This is a genomic window from Streptomyces sp. NPDC053673 (assembly GCF_055585225.1).
Map to the genome: position 1 here is coordinate 142,534 of NZ_JBVJKN010000006.1, position 25,442 is coordinate 167,975.

26 protein-coding genes and 1 riboswitch are annotated in these 25,442 nt (G+C 70.6%); of the genes, 14 read left to right on the forward strand and 12 right to left on the reverse strand.

What is annotated here, in order from left to right; translation table 11 throughout:
- The first annotated feature begins 30 nt into the window (after positions 1 to 30).
- From ACZ6ZQ_RS11850 to ACZ6ZQ_RS11860, 3 genes are all read left to right on the forward strand, one after another.
- The gene (locus tag ACZ6ZQ_RS11850; RefSeq protein WP_469768383.1) at positions 31 to 471 is read left to right on the forward strand and encodes a DUF5304 domain-containing protein; all 441 of its coding nucleotides are present in this window, start codon (positions 31 to 33) and stop codon (positions 469 to 471) included.
- A 61-nt stretch (positions 472 to 532) separates the two neighbouring features.
- The gene (locus ACZ6ZQ_RS11855; protein ID WP_453665116.1) at positions 533 to 1,474 is read left to right on the forward strand and encodes an ROK family glucokinase; all 942 of its coding nucleotides are present in this window, start codon (positions 533 to 535) and stop codon (positions 1,472 to 1,474) included.
- Between the two features lie 426 nt (positions 1,475 to 1,900).
- On the forward strand, positions 1,901 to 2,692 hold the full coding sequence (locus tag ACZ6ZQ_RS11860; RefSeq protein ID WP_469768384.1) for an endonuclease/exonuclease/phosphatase family protein: 792 nt from the start codon (positions 1,901 to 1,903) through the stop codon (positions 2,690 to 2,692).
- 53 nt (positions 2,693 to 2,745) lie between these two features.
- On the opposite strand, the gene ACZ6ZQ_RS11865 is transcribed toward ACZ6ZQ_RS11860, so the two are convergent.
- Together ACZ6ZQ_RS11865 and ACZ6ZQ_RS11870 are read right to left on the reverse strand one after the other, a co-directional pair.
- Positions 2,746 to 3,348 (reverse strand): hypothetical protein, encoded by a 603-nt coding sequence (locus ACZ6ZQ_RS11865; protein WP_469768385.1) that lies wholly within the window; start codon positions 3,346 to 3,348, stop codon positions 2,746 to 2,748.
- Positions 3,341 to 4,120, reverse strand: a complete 780-nt coding sequence (locus tag ACZ6ZQ_RS11870) for an alpha/beta hydrolase (RefSeq protein WP_469768386.1) — start codon at positions 4,118 to 4,120, stop codon at positions 3,341 to 3,343. The genes ACZ6ZQ_RS11865 and ACZ6ZQ_RS11870 overlap by 8 nt, the downstream gene beginning before the upstream one ends.
- 293 nt (positions 4,121 to 4,413) lie before the next feature.
- Between ACZ6ZQ_RS11870 and ACZ6ZQ_RS11875 the strand changes: the two genes are divergently transcribed.
- From ACZ6ZQ_RS11875 to ACZ6ZQ_RS11890, 4 genes are all read left to right on the forward strand, one after another.
- Positions 4,414 to 5,175: a lysophospholipid acyltransferase family protein gene (locus tag ACZ6ZQ_RS11875; RefSeq protein WP_469768524.1), complete on the forward strand. Its 762-nt coding sequence runs from the start codon at positions 4,414 to 4,416 to the stop codon at positions 5,173 to 5,175.
- 36 nt (positions 5,176 to 5,211) lie between these two features.
- The gene (gene macS / locus ACZ6ZQ_RS11880; protein WP_469768387.1) at positions 5,212 to 6,432 is read left to right on the forward strand and encodes a MacS family sensor histidine kinase; all 1,221 of its coding nucleotides are present in this window, start codon (positions 5,212 to 5,214) and stop codon (positions 6,430 to 6,432) included.
- Positions 6,429 to 7,112 (forward strand): response regulator, encoded by a 684-nt coding sequence (locus ACZ6ZQ_RS11885; RefSeq protein WP_469768388.1) that lies wholly within the window; start codon positions 6,429 to 6,431, stop codon positions 7,110 to 7,112. Before macS ends, ACZ6ZQ_RS11885 begins: the two co-directional genes overlap by 4 nt.
- 136 nt (positions 7,113 to 7,248) lie before the next feature.
- Positions 7,249 to 8,277 (forward strand): 6-phosphofructokinase, encoded by a 1,029-nt coding sequence (locus ACZ6ZQ_RS11890; RefSeq protein WP_469768389.1) that lies wholly within the window; start codon positions 7,249 to 7,251, stop codon positions 8,275 to 8,277.
- A gap of 170 nt (positions 8,278 to 8,447) precedes the next feature.
- Here ACZ6ZQ_RS11890 and ACZ6ZQ_RS11895 read toward each other — a convergent pair whose 3' ends face one another.
- The 3 genes from ACZ6ZQ_RS11895 to ACZ6ZQ_RS11905 all read right to left on the reverse strand — a co-directional run bounded on the left by ACZ6ZQ_RS11895 (position 8,448) and on the right by ACZ6ZQ_RS11905 (position 13,489).
- The gene (locus ACZ6ZQ_RS11895) at positions 8,448 to 10,385 is read right to left on the reverse strand and encodes an anthranilate synthase family protein (RefSeq protein WP_469768390.1); all 1,938 of its coding nucleotides are present in this window, start codon (positions 10,383 to 10,385) and stop codon (positions 8,448 to 8,450) included.
- A gap of 93 nt (positions 10,386 to 10,478) precedes the next feature.
- Positions 10,479 to 10,535, reverse strand: a complete 57-nt coding sequence (locus ACZ6ZQ_RS11900; protein ID WP_078513512.1) for a trp operon leader peptide — start codon at positions 10,533 to 10,535, stop codon at positions 10,479 to 10,481.
- Positions 10,536 to 10,630: 95 nt separating this feature from the next.
- Positions 10,631 to 13,489 carry an N-acetylmuramoyl-L-alanine amidase gene (locus ACZ6ZQ_RS11905; RefSeq protein WP_469768391.1) on the reverse strand — a complete coding sequence of 953 codons (2,859 nt, stop codon included), beginning with the start codon at positions 13,487 to 13,489 and terminating at the stop codon, positions 10,631 to 10,633.
- A gap of 174 nt (positions 13,490 to 13,663) precedes the next feature.
- On the opposite strand from ACZ6ZQ_RS11905, the gene ACZ6ZQ_RS11910 reads away from it, so the two are divergent.
- Entirely contained in the window at positions 13,664 to 15,016 is a 1,353-nt protein-coding gene (locus tag ACZ6ZQ_RS11910; protein WP_469768392.1) for a class II 3-deoxy-7-phosphoheptulonate synthase, read from the forward strand.
- Positions 15,017 to 15,165: 149 nt separating this feature from the next.
- Positions 15,166 to 15,420, forward strand: coding sequence for a (2Fe-2S)-binding protein (locus ACZ6ZQ_RS11915; RefSeq protein WP_469768393.1), 255 nt, complete (start codon positions 15,166 to 15,168; stop codon positions 15,418 to 15,420).
- Positions 15,421 to 15,460: 40 nt separating this feature from the next.
- Here ACZ6ZQ_RS11915 and bfr read toward each other — a convergent pair whose 3' ends face one another.
- Positions 15,461 to 15,940 (reverse strand): bacterioferritin, encoded by a 480-nt coding sequence (bfr, locus tag ACZ6ZQ_RS11920; protein ID WP_469768394.1) that lies wholly within the window; start codon positions 15,938 to 15,940, stop codon positions 15,461 to 15,463.
- Positions 15,941 to 16,095: 155 nt separating this feature from the next.
- On the opposite strand from bfr, the gene ACZ6ZQ_RS11925 reads away from it, so the two are divergent.
- Positions 16,096 to 16,728 (forward strand): sulfite oxidase-like oxidoreductase, encoded by a 633-nt coding sequence (locus ACZ6ZQ_RS11925; RefSeq protein WP_469768395.1) that lies wholly within the window; start codon positions 16,096 to 16,098, stop codon positions 16,726 to 16,728.
- Between the two features lie 44 nt (positions 16,729 to 16,772).
- On the opposite strand, the gene ACZ6ZQ_RS11930 is transcribed toward ACZ6ZQ_RS11925, so the two are convergent.
- From ACZ6ZQ_RS11930 to thiO, 6 genes are all read right to left on the reverse strand, one after another.
- Entirely contained in the window at positions 16,773 to 17,315 is a 543-nt protein-coding gene (locus tag ACZ6ZQ_RS11930) for a DUF4396 domain-containing protein (RefSeq protein ID WP_469768396.1), read from the reverse strand.
- A gap of 80 nt (positions 17,316 to 17,395) precedes the next feature.
- Positions 17,396 to 18,259, reverse strand: a complete 864-nt coding sequence (locus ACZ6ZQ_RS11935; RefSeq protein ID WP_469768397.1) for a deoxyribonuclease IV — start codon at positions 18,257 to 18,259, stop codon at positions 17,396 to 17,398.
- Between the two features lie 5 nt (positions 18,260 to 18,264).
- Positions 18,265 to 20,190, reverse strand: coding sequence for a Stk1 family PASTA domain-containing Ser/Thr kinase (pknB, locus tag ACZ6ZQ_RS11940; protein ID WP_469768398.1), 1,926 nt, complete (start codon positions 20,188 to 20,190; stop codon positions 18,265 to 18,267).
- A gap of 90 nt (positions 20,191 to 20,280) precedes the next feature.
- Positions 20,281 to 21,075 carry a thiazole synthase gene (locus ACZ6ZQ_RS11945; protein WP_469768399.1) on the reverse strand — a complete coding sequence of 265 codons (795 nt, stop codon included), beginning with the start codon at positions 21,073 to 21,075 and terminating at the stop codon, positions 20,281 to 20,283.
- 6 nt (positions 21,076 to 21,081) lie between these two features.
- On the reverse strand, positions 21,082 to 21,291 hold the full coding sequence (gene thiS / locus ACZ6ZQ_RS11950) for a sulfur carrier protein ThiS (protein ID WP_469768525.1): 210 nt from the start codon (positions 21,289 to 21,291) through the stop codon (positions 21,082 to 21,084).
- 2 nt (positions 21,292 to 21,293) lie between these two features.
- A complete protein-coding gene (thiO, locus tag ACZ6ZQ_RS11955) occupies positions 21,294 to 22,457 on the reverse strand; it encodes a glycine oxidase ThiO (RefSeq protein ID WP_469768400.1) in 1,164 nt (387 codons plus the stop codon).
- Positions 22,455 to 22,568: riboswitch (TPP riboswitch) on the reverse strand. (Overlaps the previous gene by 3 nt.)
- A 52-nt stretch (positions 22,569 to 22,620) precedes the next feature.
- Between thiO and ACZ6ZQ_RS11960 the strand changes: the two genes are divergently transcribed.
- From ACZ6ZQ_RS11960 to thiE, 4 genes are all read left to right on the forward strand, one after another.
- On the forward strand, positions 22,621 to 22,962 hold the full coding sequence (locus ACZ6ZQ_RS11960) for an avidin-fold protein (RefSeq protein WP_469768401.1): 342 nt from the start codon (positions 22,621 to 22,623) through the stop codon (positions 22,960 to 22,962).
- A gap of 79 nt (positions 22,963 to 23,041) precedes the next feature.
- A complete protein-coding gene (locus tag ACZ6ZQ_RS11965) occupies positions 23,042 to 24,229 on the forward strand; it encodes an NAD(P)/FAD-dependent oxidoreductase (RefSeq protein WP_469768526.1) in 1,188 nt (395 codons plus the stop codon).
- A 43-nt stretch (positions 24,230 to 24,272) separates the two neighbouring features.
- Positions 24,273 to 24,638 (forward strand): Rv2175c family DNA-binding protein, encoded by a 366-nt coding sequence (locus tag ACZ6ZQ_RS11970; RefSeq protein ID WP_453665815.1) that lies wholly within the window; start codon positions 24,273 to 24,275, stop codon positions 24,636 to 24,638.
- A gap of 106 nt (positions 24,639 to 24,744) precedes the next feature.
- Positions 24,745 to 25,395, forward strand: coding sequence for a thiamine phosphate synthase (thiE, locus tag ACZ6ZQ_RS11975; RefSeq protein ID WP_469768402.1), 651 nt, complete (start codon positions 24,745 to 24,747; stop codon positions 25,393 to 25,395).
- Positions 25,396 to 25,442 lie beyond the last annotated feature (47 nt).

Below are 25,442 nucleotides of genomic sequence, written 5' to 3' on the forward strand. Positions count from 1 at the left end.
CAGTACGAAGCCCTTTCCTAGGAGTACGCCATGAGCGATGCCACCGAGCGTCCCACCACCGACGCCGATGCCGACGCCTGGGCCACGGCGTGCGACGAAGACCTGAAGGCGGAGCAGGCCCGCCGCCGCGAGCAGTACGGCCACCCCACCGGTACCGCGGGTGAAGAGCTGCGCAAGCTCATCGACGCGGTCGCCGACAAGGTGTCCTCGATGCAGAACCCGCTGTTCGGCATGGCCACACAGGGTGCCGTACAGCAGCTGATCAGCCAGGCCAAGTCGGCCGTCGAGCCGGTCATCGAGCGCAATCCGCAGGTCTTCGACCATCTCGCGGCCGCGGGGAACGAGCTGCTGGCCGCGTACCGCTCGGCCGTCGAGGGCCACGAGCGGCGCTGGACGCGTGACGAGACGACCGACCAGAACCACCGGCGGGACGAAGGGCCGGGTCCGAGCGAGAAGATCGACCTGGACTGAGGCCCCGACTCCCTCCGGTACGGTTGGCCTTAGCGGGGCTCGACCGAAAACTGAGGGACACATGGGACTCACCATCGGCGTCGACATCGGCGGCACCAAGATCGCGGCCGGCGTGGTCGACGAAGCGGGCACCATTCTCGAGACGCACACGGTGCCCACTCCGCCGACCGCCGAAGGCATCGTGGATGCGATCTGCTCGGCCGTCACCGCAGCCGGTAAGGGGCACGACATCGAGGCGGTCGGCATCGGCGCCGCCGGCTATGTCGACGAGAAGCGCTCCACCGTCCTCTTCGCGCCGAACATCGACTGGCGCCACGAGCCGCTCAAGGACAAGATCGAGCAGCGCGTCGGCCTTCCCGTGGTCGTGGAGAACGACGCGAACGCAGCGGCGTGGGGGGAGTACCGCTTCGGCGCGGGCCAGGGCCACGAAGACGTCATCTGCATCACGCTCGGCACCGGCCTCGGCGGCGGGATCATCATCGGCAACAAGCTGCGGCGTGGACGCTTCGGTGTGGCCGCCGAGTTCGGTCACATCCGGGTGGTTCCCGACGGTCTGCTGTGCGGCTGCGGCAGCCAGGGCTGCTGGGAGCAGTACGCGTCGGGGCGCGCCCTCGTCCGGTACGCCCGCCAGCGCGCCCTCGCGACCCCGGAGAACGCGGAGATCCTGCTCGGCCTCGGCGACGGCACGCCCGACGGCATCGAGGGCAAGCATGTCAGCGCGGCCGCCCGGCAGGGCGACAAGGTGGCCGTCGACTCCTTCCGCGAGCTGGCCCGCTGGGCCGGTGCCGGTCTGGCCGACCTCGCGTCGCTCTTCGACCCGTCGGCGTTCATCGTCGGAGGCGGCGTCTCGGACGAGGGCGAGCTGGTTCTCGACCCGATCCGGAAGTCGTTCCGCCGCTGGCTGATCGGCGCGCAGTGGCGACCGCACGCCCAGGTCCTCGCGGCCCAGCTCGGCAACAAGGCCGGCCTGGTCGGCGCGGCGGACCTGGCCCGCCAGGGCTGACGCCCTCCCCATCCCTTTCGCGTGCCCGCCGCGCCCCTTCCCGGGGCCCGGCGGGCACGCGCGTTCCGGGCCCTTTCCCCTCCCCGCCCCTTCCCGAACTGGGGCTCCGCCCCAGACCCCGATGCGGGGGCTCTGCCCCCGCACCCCTGCGCCTCAATCTCCCCCCACGCCCTGGCGGGCGTGGGGGGACCCCCAGCGGGGCTCAAAATGAGCCCGTCTGGGGGTCCCCCAGACGAAGCTCTGGGGGAGATTGAGGACACGGCCGAAGGCCGTACGGGGGTCTGGGGGCTTGCCCGCAGTTTTCGGGAAGGGGCGGGGAGGGGAAAGGGCCCGCCGCAGGCGCCCCACGGCCACGCCGCAACCGGGGCGCGGCGCGCCCGGCCGGTGGGCGGGGCCGCGGGCCCGGGGCCCGTTATCTTGTGGCGCATGGCGACGTCCGTGACGAACCCGCTGCCCAACTCCCTTACCGCACCCGACGGTTCACCCATCGTGCGCGTCCTCAGCTACAACATCCGCTCGATGCGTGACGACGAGGACGCGCTCGCGAGAGTGATCCGCGCTTGCCGGCCCGACCTCGTCTTCGTACAGGAGGCGCCGCGCTTCTTCAGATGGCGCAAGCACGCGGCGCGCCTCGCCGCCAAGAGCGAGCTGGTGATGCTGAGCGGCGGGGCCACCGCCTCGGGGCCGCTGCTGCTGTGCTCGCTGCGGGCGACCGTGGAGCGTACCGAGGATGTGCTGCTGCCGTTGACGCCCGGACTGCACCGGCGGGGCTTCGCGACCGCGGTCGTCCGCATCGGCGGCGCCCGGATCGGCCTGCTCAGCTGCCATCTGAGCCTTCAGAGCGACGAGCGCTACGCCCAGGCGGGGATGCTGCTCGACCGGCTCGCGGAGATGGACGTGCCGTACGCCGTCGCCGCGGGCGACATCAACGACCGCCCGGACGGCCGCAGCTTCCGACGGCTCGCGGCGGGGCTCCAGGACTGCTGGGCGGTCAGCCCATGGGGCGCCGAGTACACCTCGACCCCCGACGACCCGCACCAGCGGATCGACGCGATCTTCGCGACCAAGGGGGTCGAGGTCCTCGGCTGCGGCGTACCGCTCGGGCTCCCGGGCATCAGTGAGGCCGACCTGAAGGCGGCCACGGACCATCTTCCGGTCCTGGCCGCGCTCAGGTTCCCCACGGCCGCCGCCCGGGCCGCGGGCGCCGGAGCGCCCTGACGCCGGGCGCCCCCGGCGGAGTGCGAAGGCGGCGGTGAGGGCGACGGGGGCCGTCAGACGACCGCGCCGCGGCCCGGATCGTCGTCGTCCTCGTCGTCCCCGTGGGACATCCGGGCCACCAGCGTGAAGAAGCCGCCCAGGAAGCCACCGACGCCGAGCGTGGTGAGCCACCACGTCATGTCCCACTGGAGGAGCACGGCGAGCAGCAGCAGTACCGGGCCGCCGATCACCGCGAGCCAGGCGAACTTCGCGGTCGTGTCGGCCTCCGGCAGCGGCGGGGGCTCCGGGGGTACGAAATGTCCCTCGTCGGTCTCGTCGAGGTCGTCGTCGCCCGCCTCGGCGACCTCGTAGTCGCGCGGGCCCCCGCCTCGGCCGATGCCAGGCGCGAACACGATCGAACTGCCCAGCGGCTTGTCCGGCGCTGGGCCCGCTTCCTCGTCGTCCTCGTCGTCCTCGGCGTCCCTGTTTTCGGGGTCGCCGTTCCTGACCGACTTCCCCAGGCCCGCGAGGTCCTCCACCGACTTGAACGGCTTCGCCCCCGGCGGGTCCGCAGGCTCGTCCCCGTACCCCGCGACGATCGCCGCCCAGGCGGCTTCCTCGTCGATGGGCTGCGGCTCCTGGTCCCGGTCCCGGTCCGCGTCGTGCTGCTCAGCCACCGGTGGTGCTTCCCTTCTTCCCGACACTCGGAGCGAGCCGGCCGATGAATGCGTGGCTCTCCTCGAAAATCCGCTCCGCGTCGTGGTCCAACGTTGCCACGTGGTAGCTCTGTTCCAGCAGGATCTCCTGGACGTCCCTCGACGAGACCCGGCTGAGGATCCGGGCCGAGTCGGCGGGCGGGACCACGTGGTCCTGCGGGCTGTGCAGCAGCAGGAGCGGCTGGGTCACCTGCGGCAGCTCGCCGTCGACGAGCCGGAAGAAGTTCCGCAGGGAGTTCGCGGCGTGCAGCGGCACCCGGTCGTAGCCGACCTCCACGGCGCCTTCCTTGGCGATGTCGTTGGTGACCCCCTTCGTCGTACGGACGAAGTGACGGGCCACCGGGAGGGCGTGCGCCGCGAGACCGTGCACCTTGATCCCCGGGTTGACCAGGACGATGCCCTGCACCGCGTCGCCGTGCTTGGCCGCGAGCCGCAGCGTGAGCGCGCCACCCATGGAGAGCCCGAAGACGAAGACCTGGCTGCACCGCTCCTTCAGCGCTCGCAGCTCCCGGTCCACCTCCGCGTACCAGTCCTGCCAGCCGGTCAGTGCCATGTCCTGCCAGCGGGTGCCGTGGCCGGGCAGCAGCGGAAGCGACACGGTCAGACCGCGCTCCGCCAGATACTCCGCCCAGGGGCGCAGCGACTGGGGGCAACCGGTGAATCCGTGACAGACAAGGACGCCGACCTCACCACCGTCGTGGCGGTACGGCTCGGCTCCGGGAAGGACCGGCACCGGGGTCTCCTGTTCGTGAGGAAGAGATTCGTGAGTAAGGGAGGAAGGAAGCGTAGGGAAGCGGCAGGAAGCTGAGGAGAGCGGAAGGAAGGGGGAGAACGGGGAACGGAAGGTCGACGTCGGTCATCGGAAGAGGCTCGATCCGAAGGTGCCTTCACCGTACGCGACCGGACCGACACCGACCAGGGCCGACGGCCACCCAGCAGGGACCCGGGGGAGAGAGTGCAGGCCCCGCACGGGTTAAGGTCTTTTCCACGGACACCAGGAAGGCACTCGAGTTGATCTACGGCGCAATGAAGTTCTCCATCGGAGGGTCACTGAAGCTCGCCTTCAGGCCGTGGGTGGAGGGCCTCGAGAACATTCCCGCCGAGGGGCCGGCGATCCTCGCGAGCAACCACCTGTCCTTCTCGGACTCCTTCTTCCTGCCCGCGGTCCTGGACCGCAAGGTCACCTTCATCGCCAAGGCCGAGTACTTCACCTCGCCCGGTGTGAAGGGCAAGCTCACGGCCGCCTTCTTCAAGGGCGTCGGTCAGCTGCCGGTGGACCGCTCCGGTGCCCGTGGCGCGGGCGAGGCGGCCATCAGGAGCGGTATCGAGGTCATCGAGCGCGGTGAGCTCTTCGGCATCTACCCGGAGGGCACCCGCTCGCCCGACGGCCGGCTCTACCGCGGCAAGCCGGGCGGCCTCGCCCGCGTGGCGCTCGCGACGGGCGCCCCCGTCATCCCGGTCGCGATGATCGACACCGAGAAGATCCAGCCGCCCGGCAAGGTCATCCCCAAGCTGATGCGCCCGGGGATCCGGATCGGCAAGCCTCTCGACTTCAGCCGCTACCACGGCATGGAGCACGACCGCTTCATCCTGCGCTCGGTGACCGACGAGGTCATGTACGAGATCATGAAGCTCTCCGGGCAGGAGTACGTCGACATCTACGCGACCGCGGCCAAGCGTCAGATCGCGGACGCGGAGAAGGCGGCCAAGGAGGCCGCGAAGGAAGCCGCCAGGGAAGCGGAGAAGGCCGACAAGGCCCCGAGGGCAGAACGGGACGGCGCTCAGTAGCGTCGTCCGTCCGGGGCGGGACAGGGTGGGGGGAACATGGCCAGGCGCGAGCGTGTCGTGCGCATGTCGGTCGAGCTGCCACTGTGGCGTGCGCTGACCGCGTACCGCGTTCTGACGATGATCTACGCGGTACTGCTCTTCGTCTTCGCGCGCGACAAGTTCGAGCAGCCCTGGGTGGCCATCGGCTTCCTCGCCGTGATGGTCGTCTGGACCCTCGCGACGATCCCCAGGGTGGCGAACGCGGCGGCCTGCACGAAGAGCTTCCTCGTCGCCGACCTCACCATCGCCCTCACCGGCATCCTGCTCACCCCGTTCGCCGACGACCAGGCGCAGCTGGTGGACGGCCCGACCCTGCCGACGATCTGGACCGCGGGATCGGTCCTCGCGTTCGCCATCAAGGGCGGCTGGCGCTGGGCGGGCTTCGCGTCGTCCCTGGTCGCCGTCGCCAACATCATCGAACGTGGCGAGCCCAGCCGGGACACCTTCCACAACGTCCTGCTGGTGTGGGTCGCCTCCATCGCGATCGGCTACGTCGTCGAGGTCGCCCGCGCCTCCGAGCGCACCCTCGCCCGTGCCCTGGAGATCGAGGCGGCCACCCGCGAGCGGGAGCGGCTGGCCCGCGACATCCACGACAGCGTGCTTCAGGTGCTGGCGATGGTGCAGCGGCGCGGCACCGCGATCGGTGGTGAGGCGGCGGAGCTGGGCCGTATGGCGGGCGAGCAGGAGGTGGCCCTGCGCACTCTGGTCGCCGGGGGCCTGCTGCCCGCATCGCGGGTCTCCGAGGACGAGACGCAGGGCGCGGTCGTGCGGATCGTGGACGAACCCGACGGCGACGAGGCAGCGGCGGACGACGAGGGTCCGCGCGATCTGCGGAGACTGCTGGCGCCGCACGCCGGATGCAGGGTCACCCTGTCCGAGCCGGGCGCCCCGGTGCTGCTGGAGGCGACCGTCGCGAAGGAGCTCGCGGCCGCTGTCAGTGCCGCCCTGGACAATGTCCGCAGACATGCCGGTGACAGAGCTCAGGCATGGATCCTGGTCGAGGACTGGCCGGACGAGGTGATCGTGACGGTCCGGGACGACGGGCCGGGCATCCCGGAGGGGCGGCTCGCCCAGGCCGAGGGGGAGGGGCGGCTCGGCGTCGCCCTCTCGATCCGCGGCCGGCTGCGGGACATCGGGGGCACGGCCGAGCTGATCTCGGTGCCGGGGCAGGGTACGGAAGTCGAGTTGAAGGTCCCACGGGGGAAGGCAGGACGATGACGGAGACGACGGAGCAGCAGCCGGTCCGGGTCATGGTGGTCGACGACCACCCGATGTGGCGGGACGCGGTCGCGCGCGACCTGGCCGCGTCCGGCTGTGACGTGGTGGCGACCGCGGGGGACGGCCCGCAGGCGGTGCGCCGCGCGAAGGCCGTTGGACCCGACGTCCTCGTACTCGACCTGAATCTGCCCGGGATGCCCGGCGTCCAGGTCTGCAAGGAGCTCGTCGGGGCGAACCCGGCCCTGCGGGTCCTGGTGCTCTCCGCGAGCGGCGAGCACGCCGACGTCCTGGAGGCGGTGAAGTCGGGAGCGACCGGCTATCTGCTGAAGTCGGCCAGTACGGAGGAGCTGATCGACGCCGTGCGGCGGACCGCCGTGGGCGACGCGGTCTTCACGCCCGGCCTGGCCGGTCTGGTCCTCGGGGAGTACCGGCGGCTGGCCACCGACCCCGCGCCGTCCGCCGGGCCCGACGAGCCGAAGGCGCCGCAGCTCACCGAGCGGGAGACCGAGGTGCTGCGGCTGGTCGCCAAGGGGCTCTCGTACAAGCAGATCGCCGAGCGGCTCGTCATCTCCCACCGCACCGTGCAGAACCACGTGCAGAACACACTGGGCAAGCTCCAGCTCCACAACCGCGTGGAGCTCGTGCGGTACGCGATAGAACGCGGCCTCGACGACGCCTGACACTCGTAGGAGTGAATCTCCGGGCATCAACAGGCGCCCGCCGCACCGGAATTCACCTTTCGTACCGTCCCGGAGTGACCTGGGTCACTACTAGCGTGGCTCCCATATGTCACCACCGACGGCGAAGGGACCTTCCATGCGGGTCGGAGTACTGACCGGGGGCGGCGACTGCCCCGGCCTCAACGCGGTCATCCGCGGCATCGTCCGCAAGGGCGTGCAGGAGTACGGATACGAGTTCATCGGCTACCGGGACGGTTGGCGCGGCCCGCTCGAGGGCGACACCATGCGCCTGGACATCCCCGCCGTGCGCGGCATCCTGCCGCGAGGCGGCACCATCCTCGGCTCCTCGCGGACCAATCCCCTCAAGCACGATGACGGCATCCGCCGGATCAAGGAGAACCTCGCCAAGCACGAGGTCGAGGCGCTCATCGCGATCGGCGGCGAGGACACGCTCGGGGTCGCGGCCCGGCTCTCCGGCGAGTACGGCATCAACTGCGTAGGTGTGCCGAAGACCATCGACAACGATCTGTCCGCCACGGACTACACCTTCGGCTTCGACACCGCCGTGGGCATCGCGACGGAGGCCATCGACCGTCTGCACACCACCGCCGAGTCGCACATGCGGGTCCTGGTCGTGGAGGTGATGGGCCGTCACGCGGGCTGGATCGCGCTGCACTCGGGGCTGGCCGGCGGGGCGAACGTCATCCTCATCCCGGAGCAGCGCTTCGACGTGGACCAGGTGTGCGCCTGGGTCACGTCCCGCTTCCGTGCCTCGTACGCGCCGATCGTCGTGGTCGCGGAGGGCGCGATGCCCAAGGACGGCGACATGGTCCTCAAGGACGGGACGCTCGACTCGTTCGGGCACGTACGGCTCTCGGGCGTCGGGGAATGGCTGGCCAAGGAGATCGAGAAGCGCACCGGCAAGGAGGCCAGGACGACGGTCCTCGGCCATGTCCAGCGCGGCGGCACGCCCAGCGCCTTCGACCGCTGGCTGGCCACCCGCTTCGGCCTCCACGCGATCGACGCGGTACGCGACGGCGACTACGGGAAGATGGTCGCCCTGCGCGGCACGGACATCGTCCGCGTACCGATCGCCGAGGCGACGTCCAAACTGAAGACCGTGAACCCGGCGCTGTACGAGGAGATCGGCGTCTTCTTCGGGTGACGCCGGGGCTTCCCCACCCGCTCCTCATCCCCCCTGCGCCTGCAGGGCGCAGGGGGGAACCCAGAGACTCACGACGAGCCGGTTGTGAGTACCCCCGGACGAAGCTCTGGGGGGAGACCGAGGAGCCGGCCGAAGACCGTGCCGTACGGGTTCCTGGGGCGAGGCCCCGGCTACGCCGACGGTTCCCGCACCACGGCCGTGAGCAGCGACCGGACGATCTCCGGCCCACGCAGCGTCAGCACCGACTCCGGGTGGAACTGGATGCCGGCGAAACCCGGCCCACGCAGTGCGTGGACCTCGCCCGACTCCGTACGGCTCACGTCGATCCCGGTCGCGGCCAGCTTCCCGGCCGCCACGTCGTCGCACACCGCCGTGAAGCTGTTGTAGAAGCCCACCGTCTCCTCCCGGCCGAACAGGTCGATCCGCACCTGGGCGCCCTGGAAGGGGGTCTGCTTGCGGGCGATGTCCAGGCCCAGCTCCGCCGCGATCAGCTCATGACCCAGGCACACCCCGAGCAGGCCGCCCCGGTGACCGCGCACCAGCTCGGCGGTGAGCGAGCGCAGGAACCGCATCTTCGGGTCGGCCGTGTCCGAGGGATCGCCCGGCCCAGGGCCGAGGACCACGGGGCCTTCGTGGGCGAGCGCCGCTTCCCGTACGCCGGGCTCGTCGTAGCGGCGCACCGTCACCTCCAGGCCCGCACCCCGCAGCAGATGGGCCAGCATCGCGGTGAACGTGTCCTCGCCGTCGACGACCAGGGCGTGCCCGCCCGCCGTCTCGGGGAGGGACTGCATCTTCAGCCAGAACGGCGCCAGGTCGGCCCGCCGGGCGTCCAGCGCCGCCCGCACCCGCGGGTCGTCGGCCAGCCGCGGCCGTACCGTCCGGTCCCGTACCGGCCCGGCGACGACCCCCAGCGCGGCCAGTACCCCCGCCGCCTTGGCATGCGTCTCCGCCACCTCGGACAGCGGGTCCGAATGGCGGACGAGCGTCGCACCGACGGGCACGCGCAGGGCGCCCGTGGCCGAGATGTCCGCGGTGCGGATCAGGATCGGGGAGTCGAGGGTCTGCGCGCCGCCCGCGTCCCTGGCGATGAGCGCCAGGGCGCCCGCGTAGTAGCCGCGCCCGCCGGTTTCGTACCGTTCGATCACCCGGCACGCGTTCTGTACGGGTGATCCGGTGACCGTCGCCGCGAACATGGTCTCCTTGAGCACCTCACGCACATCGAGCGAGGACCGCCCGCGCAACTCGTACTCGGTGTGCGCGAGATGGGCCATCTCCTTCAGCCGGGGCCCGATCACCACGCCGCCCATGTCGCCGACCGTGCACATCATCTTCAGCTCCTCGTCGACGACCATGGAGAGCTCGTCGGTCTCCTTGCGGTCGGCGAGGAAATCCAGCAGATCCTCAGGCGTCGGCCCGGCGGCGGGATAGCGGTACGTACCGCTGATCGGGTTCATCACGACGGTTCTGCCCGACATCCGGACGTGCACCTCCGGGCTTGCCCCGACCAGCGTGCGCCCGCCCGTCTCCCGCCCCCTCCCTCGCGAGTGAGGCGCTTTTGGCCCTTCCTCGTCCCCGATGTGGACGACGAACGTCCAGTACGCGCCCCGTTCGCCCGCGAGCAGCCGCCGGAAGAGGGCGAGGGCGTCGGCGCGGCCGAAACCGGGAATCTCGCCGGTGAAGGTCCGCCGGATGACGAAGTTCGCGCCCTCGCCGCTCCCGATCTCGTCCTCGACGACCCGCCGGACGGTCTCCGCGTACTCCTCGTCGCCGATGTCGAAAGCGCCGCCCTCGACGCGGACCTCGTGCGCGGGAAGGTGGTCGAGCGCCTCCGCCAGCGGAAGCTCGTACGACTCGTCGGCGACCAGGACGGACAGGGGCGTGCCGTCGTCCCTTACGTCGAAGCCGCGCTCCCTGAGCTGCCGGAACGGCACGAGCGCGAGTGAGGGGAGGTCGCCGGCCGGGATGTCCGCGAGCCGTTCGGCCTCGTGGACCCGGCCGATGAGCACTTCGACGGTGTCGTGGTCATGGCCCGGGGTGCGCCTGCGCAGCAGGGCGAAGGACGGGCAGCCGGCGGCGCCGGTGTCCAGCAGTCTGCTGATGATGTGCATCCGTGGAGTTCCTTCCGTGGCGGAGAGGAACGGCCTGTGGACATGAGAAAGGCCGCCCCTCGGGCGGCCTTCGCGATCTGTGCGCGCGATGAGTCAGTGGGCCGCCGGATGAGCGGTCCACCACCAGTTCTGGGTCGTCTGCGCGAACATGTCGCCGACCCTAGCGCATCCGCCCGCGTCACCGCGGCGCGTTCCACGAGGGAGCGTCCATGGTGGCGCGGGCGGGGCGCCGTGCGAGGAGCGGGTCAGATCAGCAGGTTGAACATGTTCCAGCCGGTGCCGATCTTGGTGCGGGCGGCGAAGGGCGCCGCCGTGTTGCCGGTGCCCTTGTAGAACCACAGCGCTCCGGACGTGTCCCGGGCGACCATGTCGGCCTTGCCGTCGCGGTCGAGATCCCCGGTGCCGGTGAGGCTGTTGTAGATCTGCCAGCCGGTGCCGATCCTGGTGCGGGCGGCGAAGGGCGCCGCCGCATTGCCGGTGCCCTTGTACAGCCACAGGGTGCCGGAGGAGTCCCGGGCGACCATGTCGCCGAGGCCGTCACCGCCCAGGTCCGAGGTGGGGGCCAGGGTGTTGTACAGGTTCCACCCGCTGCCGATCTTCTTCCGTGGCTCGAACGGCACCGCAGGATTGCCCGTGCCCACGTAGAGCCAGAGGACCCCGGCGGAGTCACGGCCGACGAGGTCGGACCTGCCGTCCCCGGTGACGTCCGAGACGCCGGCGATGCGGCTGTAGGTCTGCCAGCCGGATCCGACCTTCAGACGGGCCTTGAACGGCTGGCTCGGGTTGCCGCTCGCCGCGTAGTACCAGAGCGTGCCGTTCGGTTCGCGGGCCACCATGTCGCCCTTGGCGTCGGCGCGCAGGGTGTCCAGCGGGGTCACCACGTTGTACGCCTGCCAGCCGCCGCCGATGCGGTACCGGGGGAAGAACGGCGCCGAGGCACTGCCCGTGCCCTGGTACTGCCACAGCACGCCGGAGGAGTCACGGCCGAGGAGATTGAACCGGTCGGTACCCGCGTCGGGGGCCGCGCCGTCGACCTCCTGCACGTCCTCGGCCCGCACCCATGCGATCCGGTGGTTGAAGCGGATCGGGTAGAACTGCGTGGTGCCCTTGACCAGGGTGCGCGAGCCGGGGCCCGTGCCGTCGACGGTGCCGCCGTAGTAGTAGTCGCCGGTGGCGTATCCGCCGGCCCGCGTGTACTTCTGTCCGGCGAGGACGCTGTACTTCGTCAGCGACGCCGAGCCCTCGGCCTGGACCGGAACGTCGGTCCCGGCGTAGGCCGCGTCCTCGGGGTAGGCGCGTCCGTAGACCTTGACCGAGCTCAGCCCGGCCTTCGGGGTCAGCAGCTTCTGCGGGTCCTGCGCCGTCGCGCCGACAGCGACCGTGTACCGGCCGCCAGGGTTCTGGAACCACGCCTTCCTGCCGCCGTACCAGATCGCGGTCCAGTCGGTGCGGACATCGGCGACGACCCACTCGCCTCCGGCGACGATCTTGTTCGCCCAGTTCGGGCCCTCGGTCCAGGTCTGGGTGCCGAGGTAGGGGTCGCTGATCGTGGCGGAGGCGGTCGAGGGCTCGGTGTAGAGGTAGCCGAAGTTCGCCGGCTGCGCCTGGACGGCGCTGCCCCCGTACGTCAGCTTCGGCTGGTTCTCCGAGGTGAACGGCGGTACGTAGCGGACCAGTTGGCCCACCCTGACCGGACCGCCCGCGCCACCGGCGCCGGTGGGGGCACCCATCAGCGACATGTAGTGGTTCCAGTCCCAGAACGGGCCCGGGTCCCAGTGCTGGGCGCTGACCTTCGCGTCCAGCACACCCGGGACCTCGTCGTGGCCGATGATGTGCTCACGGTCCAGCGGGATCCCGTACTTCTGCGCGAGGTACTTGACCAGGGCCGCCGAGGACTCGTACTGCGGCTCGGTGTACCAGCTGCCCGCCTTGATCGCGTAGCCCTCGTGCTCCACGCCGATCGAGTGCATGTTGACGGTCTTGTTGCCGGCGTGCCAGGCCTCGTTCTTGTTCTCCACCATCTGGGTGACCAGACCGTCGGAGGCACGGATCATGTAGTGGGCACTGGCGTACGCCGCGGAGTTCTGGAAGACCGCGAGCGATCCCTCGTAGCTGCCCTCCGTGTCGTGGATGGCGATGTAGCGGATGTCGTAGCCGCCCTCGGGGCGGCCCGCGACGTTGTAGTTGCCGTAGTCGTCGGGGGCACTGTTCTGCTTGTACGCGGCGGGAACGAAGTTGCAGTTCAGACCGGACGGGCAGTCCGGGGCCGGCACCGCGGACGTGGCCGCGAAGGTCGCAGCCAGGGGTACTTCCGCCGGCTTGGTGGGCTCCACCGACGGGTCGGCCGGGAGGGAGACGGACTGCCCCTCCGTGGTCACCCGCTGCTCGCCCGTCCTGATCGACTCGAAGACGCGCTCCGCGAACAGCCGCGCGCCCTTCTTGTCCGGCGACTGGCTGAAGCGGGCGACCGCCGGATACCACTGGCCGGGGTCGTCGGACAGGTCACCCGTGGCCTCGCGCTGGTACGCGGCGAGCAGGGCGGCACCGGCGCGGATGCCGGCCCCGCTGTCGCTCTTCAGGGACTCCGCGGACTCGTCGATCAGCCTGGCGGCCTCGTCGAGCGTGTGCAGGCGGGGGTCGTCGGTGTCGACGGCCTCCTTCGGCGTGGTCCGCAGCGCCTTCTCGGCGTCGAAGTGCCTCTCGACGGCCGGGTCGCCGCTGCGGTTCATGTGCTCGAGCCGGTGCTCGTCCGCGTCCCCGTCGCGGTCCGCGTGGTCCTTCTCGAGATCGTCCGGGTTCACCTGCGTCAGGCCCATGACGTTGTAGGCGCCGGTCGTGCTCGGCAGCCCGTCGTGGCTCTCCCAGCGCGTCTGCCGGTACGAGACCGCCATCAGCACGCTCTGCGGAACGCCGAACTCCTGTGCGGCGTCCTTGAACTGGGACTGGAGTTCGGCGCTCGGGGCCACCCCCTTGCCGTCCGGTGAGCCCGCGAAGTCGGGTGATGCCATGGCGATGGTGCCCACGGCGGCGGTGGCGACCACAGCTGTGGCGACACCGTAGATGATCAGTTTCTTCTTGCGGTCACTGCGGTGCCTCTGCCTCAACGCCCCACCCCTGGGAATGTTCAGTTCTGGACTAAAGCGGGGCGAGGGTAGCAGCCTCAGGAGAACTGAACCCACCGTCGCGACATACCGGGCGCTGTCTCATTCATGCGGGGCGTTGTCTCATCCAGTGGGCGACGGCGGGGAGCGCTCGGTCGACCCCGTAATGTGGGGTTCGTGACCGTGAACGCTAAGACCACCGCAAGCGGTGGCAACACCTGGCGAAACCTGCCCGCGGCGCAGCAGCCCGAGTACCCCGATGCCGAGGCTCTGCGCGATGTGATCGCGGACCTCGAGTCGTATCCGCCGCTCGTCTTCGCGGGCGAGTGCGACCAGCTGCGCGCCCGGATGGGAGCCGTCGCCAAGGGCGAGGCGTTCCTCCTCCAGGGCGGCGACTGCGCCGAGGCCTTCGACGCCGTGTCCGCCGACCACATCCGTAACAAGCTCAAGACCCTGCTCCAGATGGGCGCGGTGCTCACGTACGCCGCCTCCGTGCCGGTCGTGAAGGTCGGCCGGATCGCCGGCCAGTACTCGAAGCCGCGCTCCAAGCCGACCGAGACCCGCGACGGCGTGACGCTCCCGACCTACCGTGGCGACTCCGTCAACGGCTTCGACTTCACCGAAGAGGCCCGGATCCCGGACCCGGAGCGGCTGAAGCGGATGTACAACGCGTCCTCCTCGACGCTCAACCTGGTGCGCGCCTTCACCACCGGTGGCTACGCCGACCTGCGCCAGGTGCACGCCTGGAACCAGGACTTCGTGAAGTCGTCCCCCTCCGGGCAGCGCTACGAGCAGCTCGCGCGCGAGATCGACAACGCGCTGAACTTCATGAAGGCCTGTGGCACCGACCCGGCCGAGTTCCGCACCGTCGAGTTCTTCTCCTCGCACGAGGCCCTGCTGCTGGACTACGAGTCGGCGTTGACCCGCGTCGACTCGCGTACGGGCGACCTGTACGACGTCTCGGGCCACATGGTCTGGATCGGTGAGCGCACCCGCCAGCTGGACGGCGCGCACATCGAGTTCGCGTCGAAGATCCGCAACCCGATCGGTGTGAAGCTCGGCCCGACGACCACGGTCGACGAGGCGCTGCAGTACATCGACAAGCTGGACCCGGAGCGCGAGCCCGGCCGGCTGACCTTCATCGTCCGCATGGGCGCCGACAAGGTCCGGGACAAGCTCCCGGAGCTGGTCGAGAAGGTCACGGCGTCCGGTGCCACGGTCGCCTGGGTGACCGACCCGATGCACGGCAACACGTTCGAGGCGGCCTCCGGCCACAAGACGCGCCGTTTCGACGACGTGCTCGACGAGGTCAAGGGCTTCTTCGAGGTCCACAAGGCGCTGGGCACCCACCCGGGCGGCATCCACGTCGAGCTCACCGGTGACGATGTCACCGAGTGCGTGGGCGGTGGCGACGAGATCTTCGTCGACGATCTGCACCAGCGCTACGAGACGGCCTGTGACCCCCGGCTGAACCGCAGCCAGTCGCTCGACCTGGCGTTCCTCGTGGCGGAGATGTACCGCGACCAGTGATCGCTCAGCTGTGACGGTGGGGCGCGGATCCATGTGATCCGCGCCCCACCGTCGTCTCCGGGGCTTTTACGAGCCGGGAGCGCCGGGTAAGGTTAGGTTAGCCTCACCGATCAATCGGGACGGGCGCTACTTATCGATCCCGCCGGGAGGTGAACCGCGTGTACGTCTGCTCGTGCTTCGGCATCACGGAGAAGCAGGTCAAGGAACACGCGGAGGCGGGTGCCTGCACCCCCCGCCAGATAGCGTCGGTCTCCAAGGCCGGAACCGACTGCGGGTCGTGTGTACGTCGCATTCAGGGCATTCTCGGCCGTGGCGCGTGCCCGCGTCGCGAGCTGCTCGACCAGGGCGTGAAAGCGCTCGCGGTGGACGCCGAACAGGACCCCGCGCTCAGCGAGGCCGCTTAGGGCCTGTCTTCCGGACGGGCAAAGCTTGCCGGGAGGGGCACTAGCTCTCCGGCTGCTCGATCAGCTGGGCGATGTAGAGCGCCTCGCCGAGCTTCTCGACCAGCTCCAGCTGGGTGTCGAGGTAGTCGATGTGGTGTTCCTCGTCCGCCAGGATCGACTCGAAGATGTTCGCGGACGTGATGTCGCCCTTGTTCCGCATGACCTCGATGCCGCGCCTCAGACGGTCGATGGCCTCGACCTCGACCTGCCGGTCCGCCTGGAACATCTCGGTGACCGTCTGCCCGATCCGGACGTGGAAGAGCCGCTGGTAGTTCGGCAGGCCCTCCAGGAAGAGGATCCGGTCGGTCAGGACCTCCGCATGCTTCATCTCGTCGAACGACTCGGCCCGGGTGTACTTGGCGAGCTTCGTCCAGCCGAGGTTCTCCTGCATCTTCGCGTGCAGGAAGTACTGGTTGATCGCGGTCAATTCGGCGGTCAGCTGCTCATTGAGGAACTCGATGACCTCGGGGTCGCCCTGCATCGCAGAGGCTCCTTCCGCGCGTATGACTGGCCAGGATGCGCGCATCCTCGCACCGTGATCGGGGAGCGTCCAGTAAGTGCCTCCTTAGTAGGAGTTGCCCGAATCGGCGCAGACCTGGTCATGACCACCCCTCGCGGTCTGTCACCATTGAAGGCATGGGTCAGCCGGAGAGCCGGGAATACCGCGAGTCAGAGCAGTCCGAGCTTCCTCCGGGGCAGCGGTTGCAGCGTGGCTGGCCTGTCACCCACTACGGGCCCGTCCCCAAGTTCAAGCCGGACCGCTGGGAGTTCCGGGTCTTCGGTGCCACGGCGGACGGCGACAAGCACTGCTGGAACCACGAAGAGTTCTCGGCGCTCCCGTTCTCGACGGTCGTGGCCGATCTGCACTGCGTCACGAAGTTCAGCATGGTGGGGGCCGAATGGGGTGGGGTGCCCGCCCGGACGATCGTCGAACTGGCCCCGCCGGCGCCGAGCGTCACCCATGTCATGGTCTGGGCCGAGTACGGCTTCAGCGCCAATCTGCGGCTCTCCGACTTCCTCTCCGAGCGCACGATTTTCGCCACCCACATGGACGGTGAGCTGCTCACTGCCGAGCACGGCTTTCCGCTGCGGCTGGTGGTGCCGCATCTGTACGCCTGGAAGGGCCCGAAGTGGGTGCGGGGCGTGGAGTACATGACCACCGACCGCCGGGGCTTCTGGGAGGAGCGGGGCTACCACAACATCGGCGACCCCTGGCGGGAGCAGCGCTACTCCTACCAGGAGGAGCCGGGGGACGGCCCCGAGCTGTAGGTCCTGTCCGGCGGGACAGGACCTGGCGCCCGGGGCCGCCGCGGTCAGTGGTGGTACTGGTGGACCACCGCGTGGCCCTTGCCGCGGCCGATCATCCACTTGTTGACCGGGGTGGTGACCAGGAACGCGACGAGGAAGGCCAGGGCGAGCGCCCCCCAGAACAGCCCGTCGGACAGGTGTGCGTCCATTGCGCCCGGCACGACCAGCAGCACGCCGTTGTCGACGAGCTCCATCACGGCGATGGAGAGGGTGTCGGCAGCCAGGGCGACCCCGACGGCGGCCTTCAGGCTCAGCCCGGCGCGTACGACCGCCGAGAGGGTCAGCGAGTAGCCGAAGAAGAAGGCCAGCACGATGGCGAGGGCCATCGTGGGTGCGTTGCCCCAGCCCAGCGCGGTTCCGATGATCATGCCGAGGATCTCGCCGATGGCGCAGCCGGTGAGGCAGTGAAGGGTGGCCCTGGCGGCCATGGACCAGCTCGCCCCGCCGTGGTGTCCCTCGTGACCCTCATGCGCGCCGTGCTGCTCGGTGTCCCCGGTGTGCCCGGTGTGCTCGGCGTTGTGGTGAGCGGCGTGTGTGTCGTGCTGCATGAGACAACCCCCATAGTCGGGTAGCGGTTCCTGCCGACAGCAAGAACCGTATACCCCCTAGGGGTATTCCTCAAGCGATCTCAGTCGTCGCGGAGCTTCTTCAGCAGCGCCACATCGGCCGCGTACGTCTCCTTCCCGTGCCGGCCACCAGGGGTCTCGATGATCAGTGGTACGCCATCGGCCGCGGGGTGGCGCATCAGCTCGCGGAATGGCTCTTCACCGATGTGACCTGCGCCGATGTTCTCGTGGCGGTCCTTGCGCGCGCCCACGACATCCTTGGAGTCATTGGCGTGGATGAGCTTCAGCCGACCCTCGCCGACCGTGTCCACCAGCAGATCCAGCATCCGCCGCGTCCCGTCGGGAGCGGCCAGATCGTGCCCGGCCGCGAAGACGTGGCAGGTGTCCAGACAGACGCCCAGCTTGGGATGGGCGTCCAGGGCCTCGAAGTACGGGCCGAAGTCCCAGGTCCTGGAGCACAGCGAGAAGCCCTGACCGGCGGTGGACTCCAGCAGCAGGAACGGGTCGTCGTCGTGCGTCAGCTCGTCGAGCAGCGGCAGCATGCGCGTACGTACCTGGGCGAGCGCCTCCTCGCGCGGCCGGCCCCCGGTGGCCGAGCCGGTGTGGACGACCACGCCCAGAGCACCGATCTCCCGGCCCCGCCGCAGCGAGTGGCGCAGCGACTCCACGGACCGCTCGACGGTCGCCTCGGTGTGCGAGCCGAAGTTGATCAGGTACGGGGCGTGGACGTACACCGGTATGTCCTCGGCGGCGCACTCCGCACGGAACAGTTCGTCCTGCGCCGGGTTCCCGGCCGGTGTCGCCCAGCCGCGCGGATTGGCGACGAAGACCTGCACGGTCTCCGCGCCGATCTCGCGGGCGTACGTCAGGCCGGTCCTGGCGAGGCCGCCGGCCACCGGAACATGGGCGCCGACAGGGTTGCGCATCGGATCTAGAGCCCCTTGGTCTTGATGGTGATCGTGCTGCCCTCGGGGGCCTGCTCGCCGCCCTCGACCGACTGGCTCTCGACGGTGTCACCGAGGAACGGGAAGCCCCGCTCGACCTCGACCTCGAAGCCCGCCTGCTCCAGCTCGCTCTTCGCGGCGTCGGCCTTGTCGCCGACGACGTCGGGGACCTCGATCATCCGGGGGCCCTTGGAGAGCGTGAGGATGATGGTGTCGCCCTCGGCGGCCTGCTTGCCCTCGGCGGGGGACTGCGTGGCGACCGAACCGGCGTCCTCGGGGGAGTGGACCCGCTCCGCGGCCACCTCGACCTTCAGCCCGGCGTCCTCGAGCGTGCTCGTGGCGCTCTCGACGGACTCGCCGGTGACATCCGGGACGTCGATCGGTGCACCCTTGCTGACGACGAGCGCGACGGCCGAATCCGGCCGGCGGCCGGTGCCGGCCTCCGGGTCGGAGCTGATGACCGTGCCCTGCGCGAACTCCTCGCTGAACGCCTCGGTGATCACGCCTTCGGCGAGACCGACCTTGCGCAGCGCGCTCCTGACCTCGGCGAGTGTCTTCCCCTGGACCTCGGGGACCTTGACGATCTCCGGACCGCGCGAGATCACGAGCGTCACCGAGCCGTTGTCGCGGATGCGCTTGCCCGGGTCGGGGTCGATGTCCATGACGCTGCCGCGCTTGTAGACGTCGCTGAAGCCCTTCTTCGTCTGCTCGACGTCGAGGCCCGCGTCGGCGAGCCGCTTCTTCGCCGCAGCCTCGGTCTGACCGAGGACGGGCGGTACACGGGTGAACTGTCCCGAATTGATGTACCAGACACCGGTGCCCACGCCGAGGATCAGCAGTGCCGCGACGACGGCGGCGATCACACCACGCCGGGGGGCCGCCGGGAGGCGAGGACCGCGCCGGGGCCGGGGAGGTCCGGGCGGCGGCATCTCCAGCCGGCTGGTGCGATGGACGGCCTCCTCCTCGGTGGGCAGGGGCCGGATGATCACGCTCGTACGGTCGTCGGCTCCGGCGGTTCCGCCGGCGTCCACGGTCCGTGCCTGCGGCGGTACGGCGTCGAGCTGGTCGTCGCCGAGCGCGGCACGGGCCGCGCGGGTCTGCGCGAGCAGCGCCACGGCGTCGTACGGGCGTGCCTCGGGGTTGCGGGCCGTGGCGCTCGCCACGAGCTCGTCCAGCTCCGGGGCCAGCCCGGGGGCGGCGGCGGACGGGGCCGGCACGTCCTCGTTGAGGTGCTGGAAGAGGACCTGGGCGGGGGTGTCGCCCGAATGGGGCTTGCCGCCGGTCAGCATCTCGTACAGCACGACACCGCAGGCGTACACGTCGGCGCGGGTGTCGGCGGTGCCGGACTCGATCTGCTCCGGTGCGAGGTAGGACACGGTGCCCAGCACGGACCCCGAGGTGTTCGTCTCCGACCCGACGGCCCTGACCAGGCCGAAGTCGGCGACCTTCACCCGGCCGTCATCACCTATCAGCACGTTCTCCGGCTTGACGTCCCGGTGCACGAAGCCGCCCCGGTGCGCCGCCCCGAGCGCGGCCAGCACCGGTTCCATGATGTCCAGCGCCGCCCGCGGCTGGAGCGCACCCCGCTCGCGCAGTACGTCACGCAGGGTGCACCCGGCGACGTACTCCATCGCGAGATAGACGTACGCGCCCTGCGCACCCTGGTCGAACACCCCCACCACGTTCGGGTGGGACAGCCGCGCCACGGACTTCGCCTCCCGGATGAAGCGCTCCACGAACGTGGCGTCCGTCGCGAGCGCCGGGTGCATCACCTTGAGGGCGAGCACCCGGTCGAGCCGGGTGTCCACGGCCCGGTAGACCGTGGCCATCCCGCCGACGGCGATGCGCGCGTCGACGCGGTAGCGGCCGTCGAGCAGCTGCCCGACGAGGGGGTCCTGAAGGGTCGTATCCACGTCGCTGAGTCTACGAGCCGAGCGCACCCGCTCCGACCCCTCGGGTCGCGCCCGGCCCCTTCCTGCAGCACACCTGTGACCGTGGGGCGATCAGAACGCCGGGCGCTCCGGGTCCAGCGCTGCACGGCCCTCCACCGGGGACGAGGCCTCCGCGAAGTGGCGGCGGGGGATGCGGCCCGCGAGGCGGGCCAGCCGCCCCGCCTCGACCGCGTGGCGCATGGCATCGGCCATGAGGACGGGCTCCTGCGCACGGGTGACGGCTGAGGCGAGCATCACCGCCGCGCAGCCCAGCTCCATCGCCAGGGCCGCGTCCGACGCGGTGCCCGCGCCCGCATCCATGATCACCGGTACCCGTGCCTGCTCGGTGATCAGCTGGAAGTTGTGCGGGTTGCGGATGCCGAGACCGGAGCCGATCGGTGAGCCGAGCGGCATGATCGCGGCGCAGCCGACGTCCTCCAGCTTCCGTGCGAGGACCGGGTCGTCGTTCGTGTACGGCAGCACGGTGAAGCCGTCGTCGACGAGCACCTCCGCCGCGTCCAGCAGCTCGATCGGGTCGGGCAGCAGCGTGCGCTCGTCCGCGACCACCTCCAGCTTGATCCAGCCGGTCCCGAGGGCCTCGCGCGCGAGCCGCGCGGTCAGCACGGCCTCGCCCGCGGTGAAGCAGCCCGCCGTGTTCGGCAGGACCTGGATACCGAGCCGGTCGAGCACGGACAGCACGGATCCCTGCACGGTCGGATCGAGACGCCGCATCGCCACGGTCGTCAGCTCCGTACCGCTCGCGATCAGTGAGCGTTCCAGTACGTCGAGGCTGGGCGCCCCGCCCGTTCCCATGATCAGACGGGACGAGAACTCCACCCCGCCCAGCACAAAACGGTCATCGGCCATGACTGATCAGCCTCCCTGGACCGCGGTGAGGACCTCGACCCGGTCGCCGTCGCCCAGCAGCGTCCCGGACCACTCGCCGCGCGGGACGACCGTCTCGTTCACGGCGGCGGCGACCCCGGACGGGGCGGCGGTGAGCGTGGCGACCAGTGCGTCGAGCGTCGTGCCGGCCGCGACGTCGCGCGGCTCTCCGTTCACGGACACGGTGTTCACGGACATGGTCATGCGGACGACTCCTGACGAACGGGAGAGAAGCGGCGTGGGGTGAAGGGGCGTGCCTCCTCCGGGAGTTCACCCGTGACCAGGACGTGCGCCATGGCATCGCCGGTCACCGGGGTGAGGAGGACACCGTTGCGATAGTGCCCGGTGGCCAGCAGCAGACCGGGCAGCTCCGTCCGGCCGAGCAGCGGCGCGTTGTCCGGCGAACCGGGCCGCAGTCCCGCGCGGGTCTCCGTGAGCGGCAGCTCGGTGATGCCCGGGACCAGCTCATGGGCATCGCGCAGCAGCTCGTACACACCGCCGGCCGTGACCGTCGTGTCCCAGCCCAGCTCCTCGCTCGTCGCGCCCACGACCAGCTCGCCGTTCTCGCGCGGCACGAGATAGACATGGCTGCCGCGCACCACGGCCCGTACCGTGCGCGACAGGAAGGGGGCGTACGCGCCCGGCACCGTCAGTCGCAGCACCTGCCCCTTCACCGGCCGTACCGGAGGCAGAATCTCCGCCGGTAGGCCGTCCAGCCTGCCGCTCAGACTGCCCGCGGCCAGCACGACCTGGTCGGCGGCGACTTCCCCGCCCTCGTCGAGGACCGCTCCGGCGGCCCGGTCCCGTACCACCGACAGCCGCTTCGCCCAGCGCCGGTGGAAGACCACCCCGGCCCGCTCGCACGCCACGACCAGCGCCTTGGCGAGGCGTCGCGGATCGATCTGGTGGTCGCCGTCCACCCGCAGGCCGCCGCGCACACCCGGTGCCAGCATCGGCTCCAGCCGCCGGCACTCGCGCCCGGTCAGCCACTCAGACTCCAGGCCGGACCTGCGCTGCAGCGCGTGCAGTTCGCGCAGATGGGCGCGGTCGTCCGCGTCGAGGGCGACGGCGAGCGTCCCGCAGGAGCGGTATCCGGTGTCCTGTCTGCTCGCCTCCTCCAGTTCGGCGACGAAGTCCGGATAGCGCCGCGCGGAGGCGAGATTGAGACCGAGCAGGGTCTCCTCGCCGTAGTGGAGCTCGGTGACGGCGGCCAGCATGCCCGCCGCGACCTGCGCGGCCCCGCCGCCGGGCTCGGGGTCGGCGAGTGCGGTGCGCAGCCCCCGCTGCGCCGCCCGCCAGGCCGTGACCAGGCCGATGATTCCGCCCCCGATGACGAGCACATCCGCAGAATTCCGTGAACGCATGGGCGTCCAGACCCTCCCTTCGCCGGCATGACCCGGATCAGGTTCGTACGGTCGGAGGCCGCCTCAGCCTCCCTCTCAGCCCGGTGCGTCCGGGCTCCCGCGAGTAGCAGTACGGTGGCCAGCCTAACCTCCGTCCCCAACTCGCAGTAAGGGAGCCCGCGCTGTGCCCCGCTCGCTCGACGGACTTGTTCTCTCCCCGGTCGCCGACCAGGCCCCGGGTCAGGTCGGTACGCGGACCCGGTTCACGTACCACGAGGAGGACGGCCGGATCTGGGCCGATTACGCGGGCGGTGACGTGGTCCGCGGCCATCTCGTCGGCACCCGCGAAGGCGACCGGCTGGACTTCCGCTACGTACAGCTGAAGCAGGACGGAATGACATCTTCCGGGCACTGTGTCTCCACGGTCACCGAGCTGCCCGACGGGCGGGTGCGGCTGGACGAGACCTGGGAGTGGGAGTCCCAGGAGGGCAGCGGCACGAGCGTGGTGGAGCAGCTCCCTTCCTGACGGACCGTCAGATGGTTAGGGTGGCCGGGTGAGCGAGCAGACAACGCAGAGCCGCCGGGTCGTCATCGTCGGGGCCGGCATGGCCGGCGTGCAGACCGCCGTGGCCCTGCGCGAACAAGGTTTCACCGGCGCCGTCACCCTGATCGGCGCCGAGCCGCACCAGCCGTACGACCGGCCCCCGCTGTCCAAGTCCGTGCTGCTCGGGAAGGCGGAGGGCTCCGCCCTCGACGTCGACTTCGAAGCGCTCTCGATCGACCTCCAGCTGGGCCGCGAGGTCAGCGGTCTGCGCCCCGGGGCACATGAGCTGGACACCCCGGCCGGGCCCGTCCCGTACGACGTCCTCGTCATCGCCACCGGTGCCGAGCCGATCACCCTGCCCGGCACCGAAGGCGTCCCCGGCGTCCATCTGCTGCGCACCCTGGACGACGCGGAACGGCTGCGTCCGGTGCTGGAGCGGCAGCACGACATCGTGGTCGTCGGCGCCGGCTGGATCGGCGCCGAGTTCGCCACCGCCGCCCGCGAGGCGGGCTGCGCCGTCACCGTCGTCGAAGCCGCCGACCGCCCGCTGCCGGGCGCCCTGCCCGCCGAGGTCGCCGCGCCGATGGCCGACTGGTACGCGCAGAGCGGCGCGGAACTGCTCACGGACGCGCGCGTCGCGGCCGTCGAGCCGGGAATCGTCGTTCTCGCGGACGGCCGCAGGCTGCCGGCGGACGCCGTCGTCGTCGGCATCGGCGCACGGCCCGCCACCGGCTGGCTCGCGGGCTCCGGCATCGCTCTCGGCGCGGACGGCTCGATCACCGCGGACGAGCGGCTGCGCACCTCCCTGCCCGACGTGTACGCCGTCGGGGACTGCGCCTCCTTCCCGTCCGGGCGCTACGGCGAGCGGCTGCTCGTCCACCACTGGGACAACGCCCTCCAGGGGCCGCGTACGGTCGCCGCCAACGTCATGGGCAACGTCATCGGCAGCGACACGGGCGAGCTGCCGCAGACCTATGACCCGGTGCCGTACTTCTGGTCCGAGCAGTTCGGCCGCTTCGTGCAGTACGCGGGGCACCACGCGGGCGCCGGGACACTCGTATGGCGGGGCGACCCGGCCGAAGCCTCGTGGTCGGTCCTGTGGCTGAGGGAAGGGGTCCTGGTCGCCGTGCTCGCGGTGGGCAGGCCCCGTGATCTGGCCCAGGGACGCAGGCTCATCGAGGCCGGAGCCCGGCTCGACCCGGAGCGCGCCGCCGACCCTTCCGTCCCTCTGAAGGCGGCGGCTCGCTGAGGCTCGGCTACCGACTGTCAGTCCGGGATGGCACGCTTGTCCCGTGACCGAGATTGACGCAAAGATCGATGCCCTCGTCCCCGCCTGGCTCCACCTGCCGGACATCGCGGAAAAGCTGGATGTCGAGGTGACGCGTGTGCGGCAGCTGGTCAAGGAGGGCCAGCTGATCGCCGTGCGCCGAGGGGAGAACCGGACACTTCAGGTTCCGGCCGCCTTCATCAAGGGCGACAAGGTGGTCAAGGGCCTCTCCGGGACCCTGACCCTCCTGAGGGACGACGGCTTCACCGACGAAGAGATGCTGGAGTGGCTCTTCACGCCCGACCCGACCCTGCCGGGCACTCCCGCTGAGGCACTCAGCGAGAATCGCGGCACGGAGGTGAAGCGCCGGGCCCAGGCGCTCGCTGTCTGACGCCGTTCTGAAGACACCACTGGACGCGGTGTACGGACCGTCGGCGGGCACTCTTCCGCCGCCCGGTCCGCACACCGCCCAACCAGCCCAAACGGGGGAGCACCTCATGTCCACGGTCCGCGCACTGCTGTCCGACGCCCGGCTCTATCTGTGCACGGACGCACGGAGGCGCCAGGGCGATCTCCCGGAGTTCCTGGACGCCGTCCTGTCCTCCGGAGTGGACATCGTGCAGCTGCGCGACAAGGGCATGGAGGCCGGCGAGGAGCTGGAGCACCTCGCCGTCTTCGCCGACGCCTGCCGCCGCCACGGAAAGCTCCTCGCGGTGAACGACCGAGCCGATGTCGCCCACGCCATCGGCTCCGACGTGCTGCATCTGGGCCAGGGCGACCTGCCCGTGCCGGCCGCCCGGGCGATCCTCGGCGACGAGGTGCTCATCGGCCGCTCCACGCACGCCCGCGAGGAGGTCGACGCGGCGGCTGCCGAGCCCGGCGTCGACTACTTCTGCACCGGGCCGTGCTGGCCCACCCCCACCAAGCCGGGCCGTCACGCCCCGGGCCTGGATCTCGTGCGGTACACCGCCTCGCTGCGCCAGGACCGCCCCTGGTTCGCGATCGGCGGGATCGACGCGGGCAATCTCGACGAGGTGCTGGACGCGGGCGCGCGCCGCGTCGTGGTCGTACGGGCGATCACGGAGGCCGACGACCCGGGCGCGGCCGCGGCCGGTCTCACGAAGCGGATACGGGCCTACGGCCAGTAGGCCGATTCATGAGCGATCGGTGTCCGATGGGTGGACTCCGGTTGGGC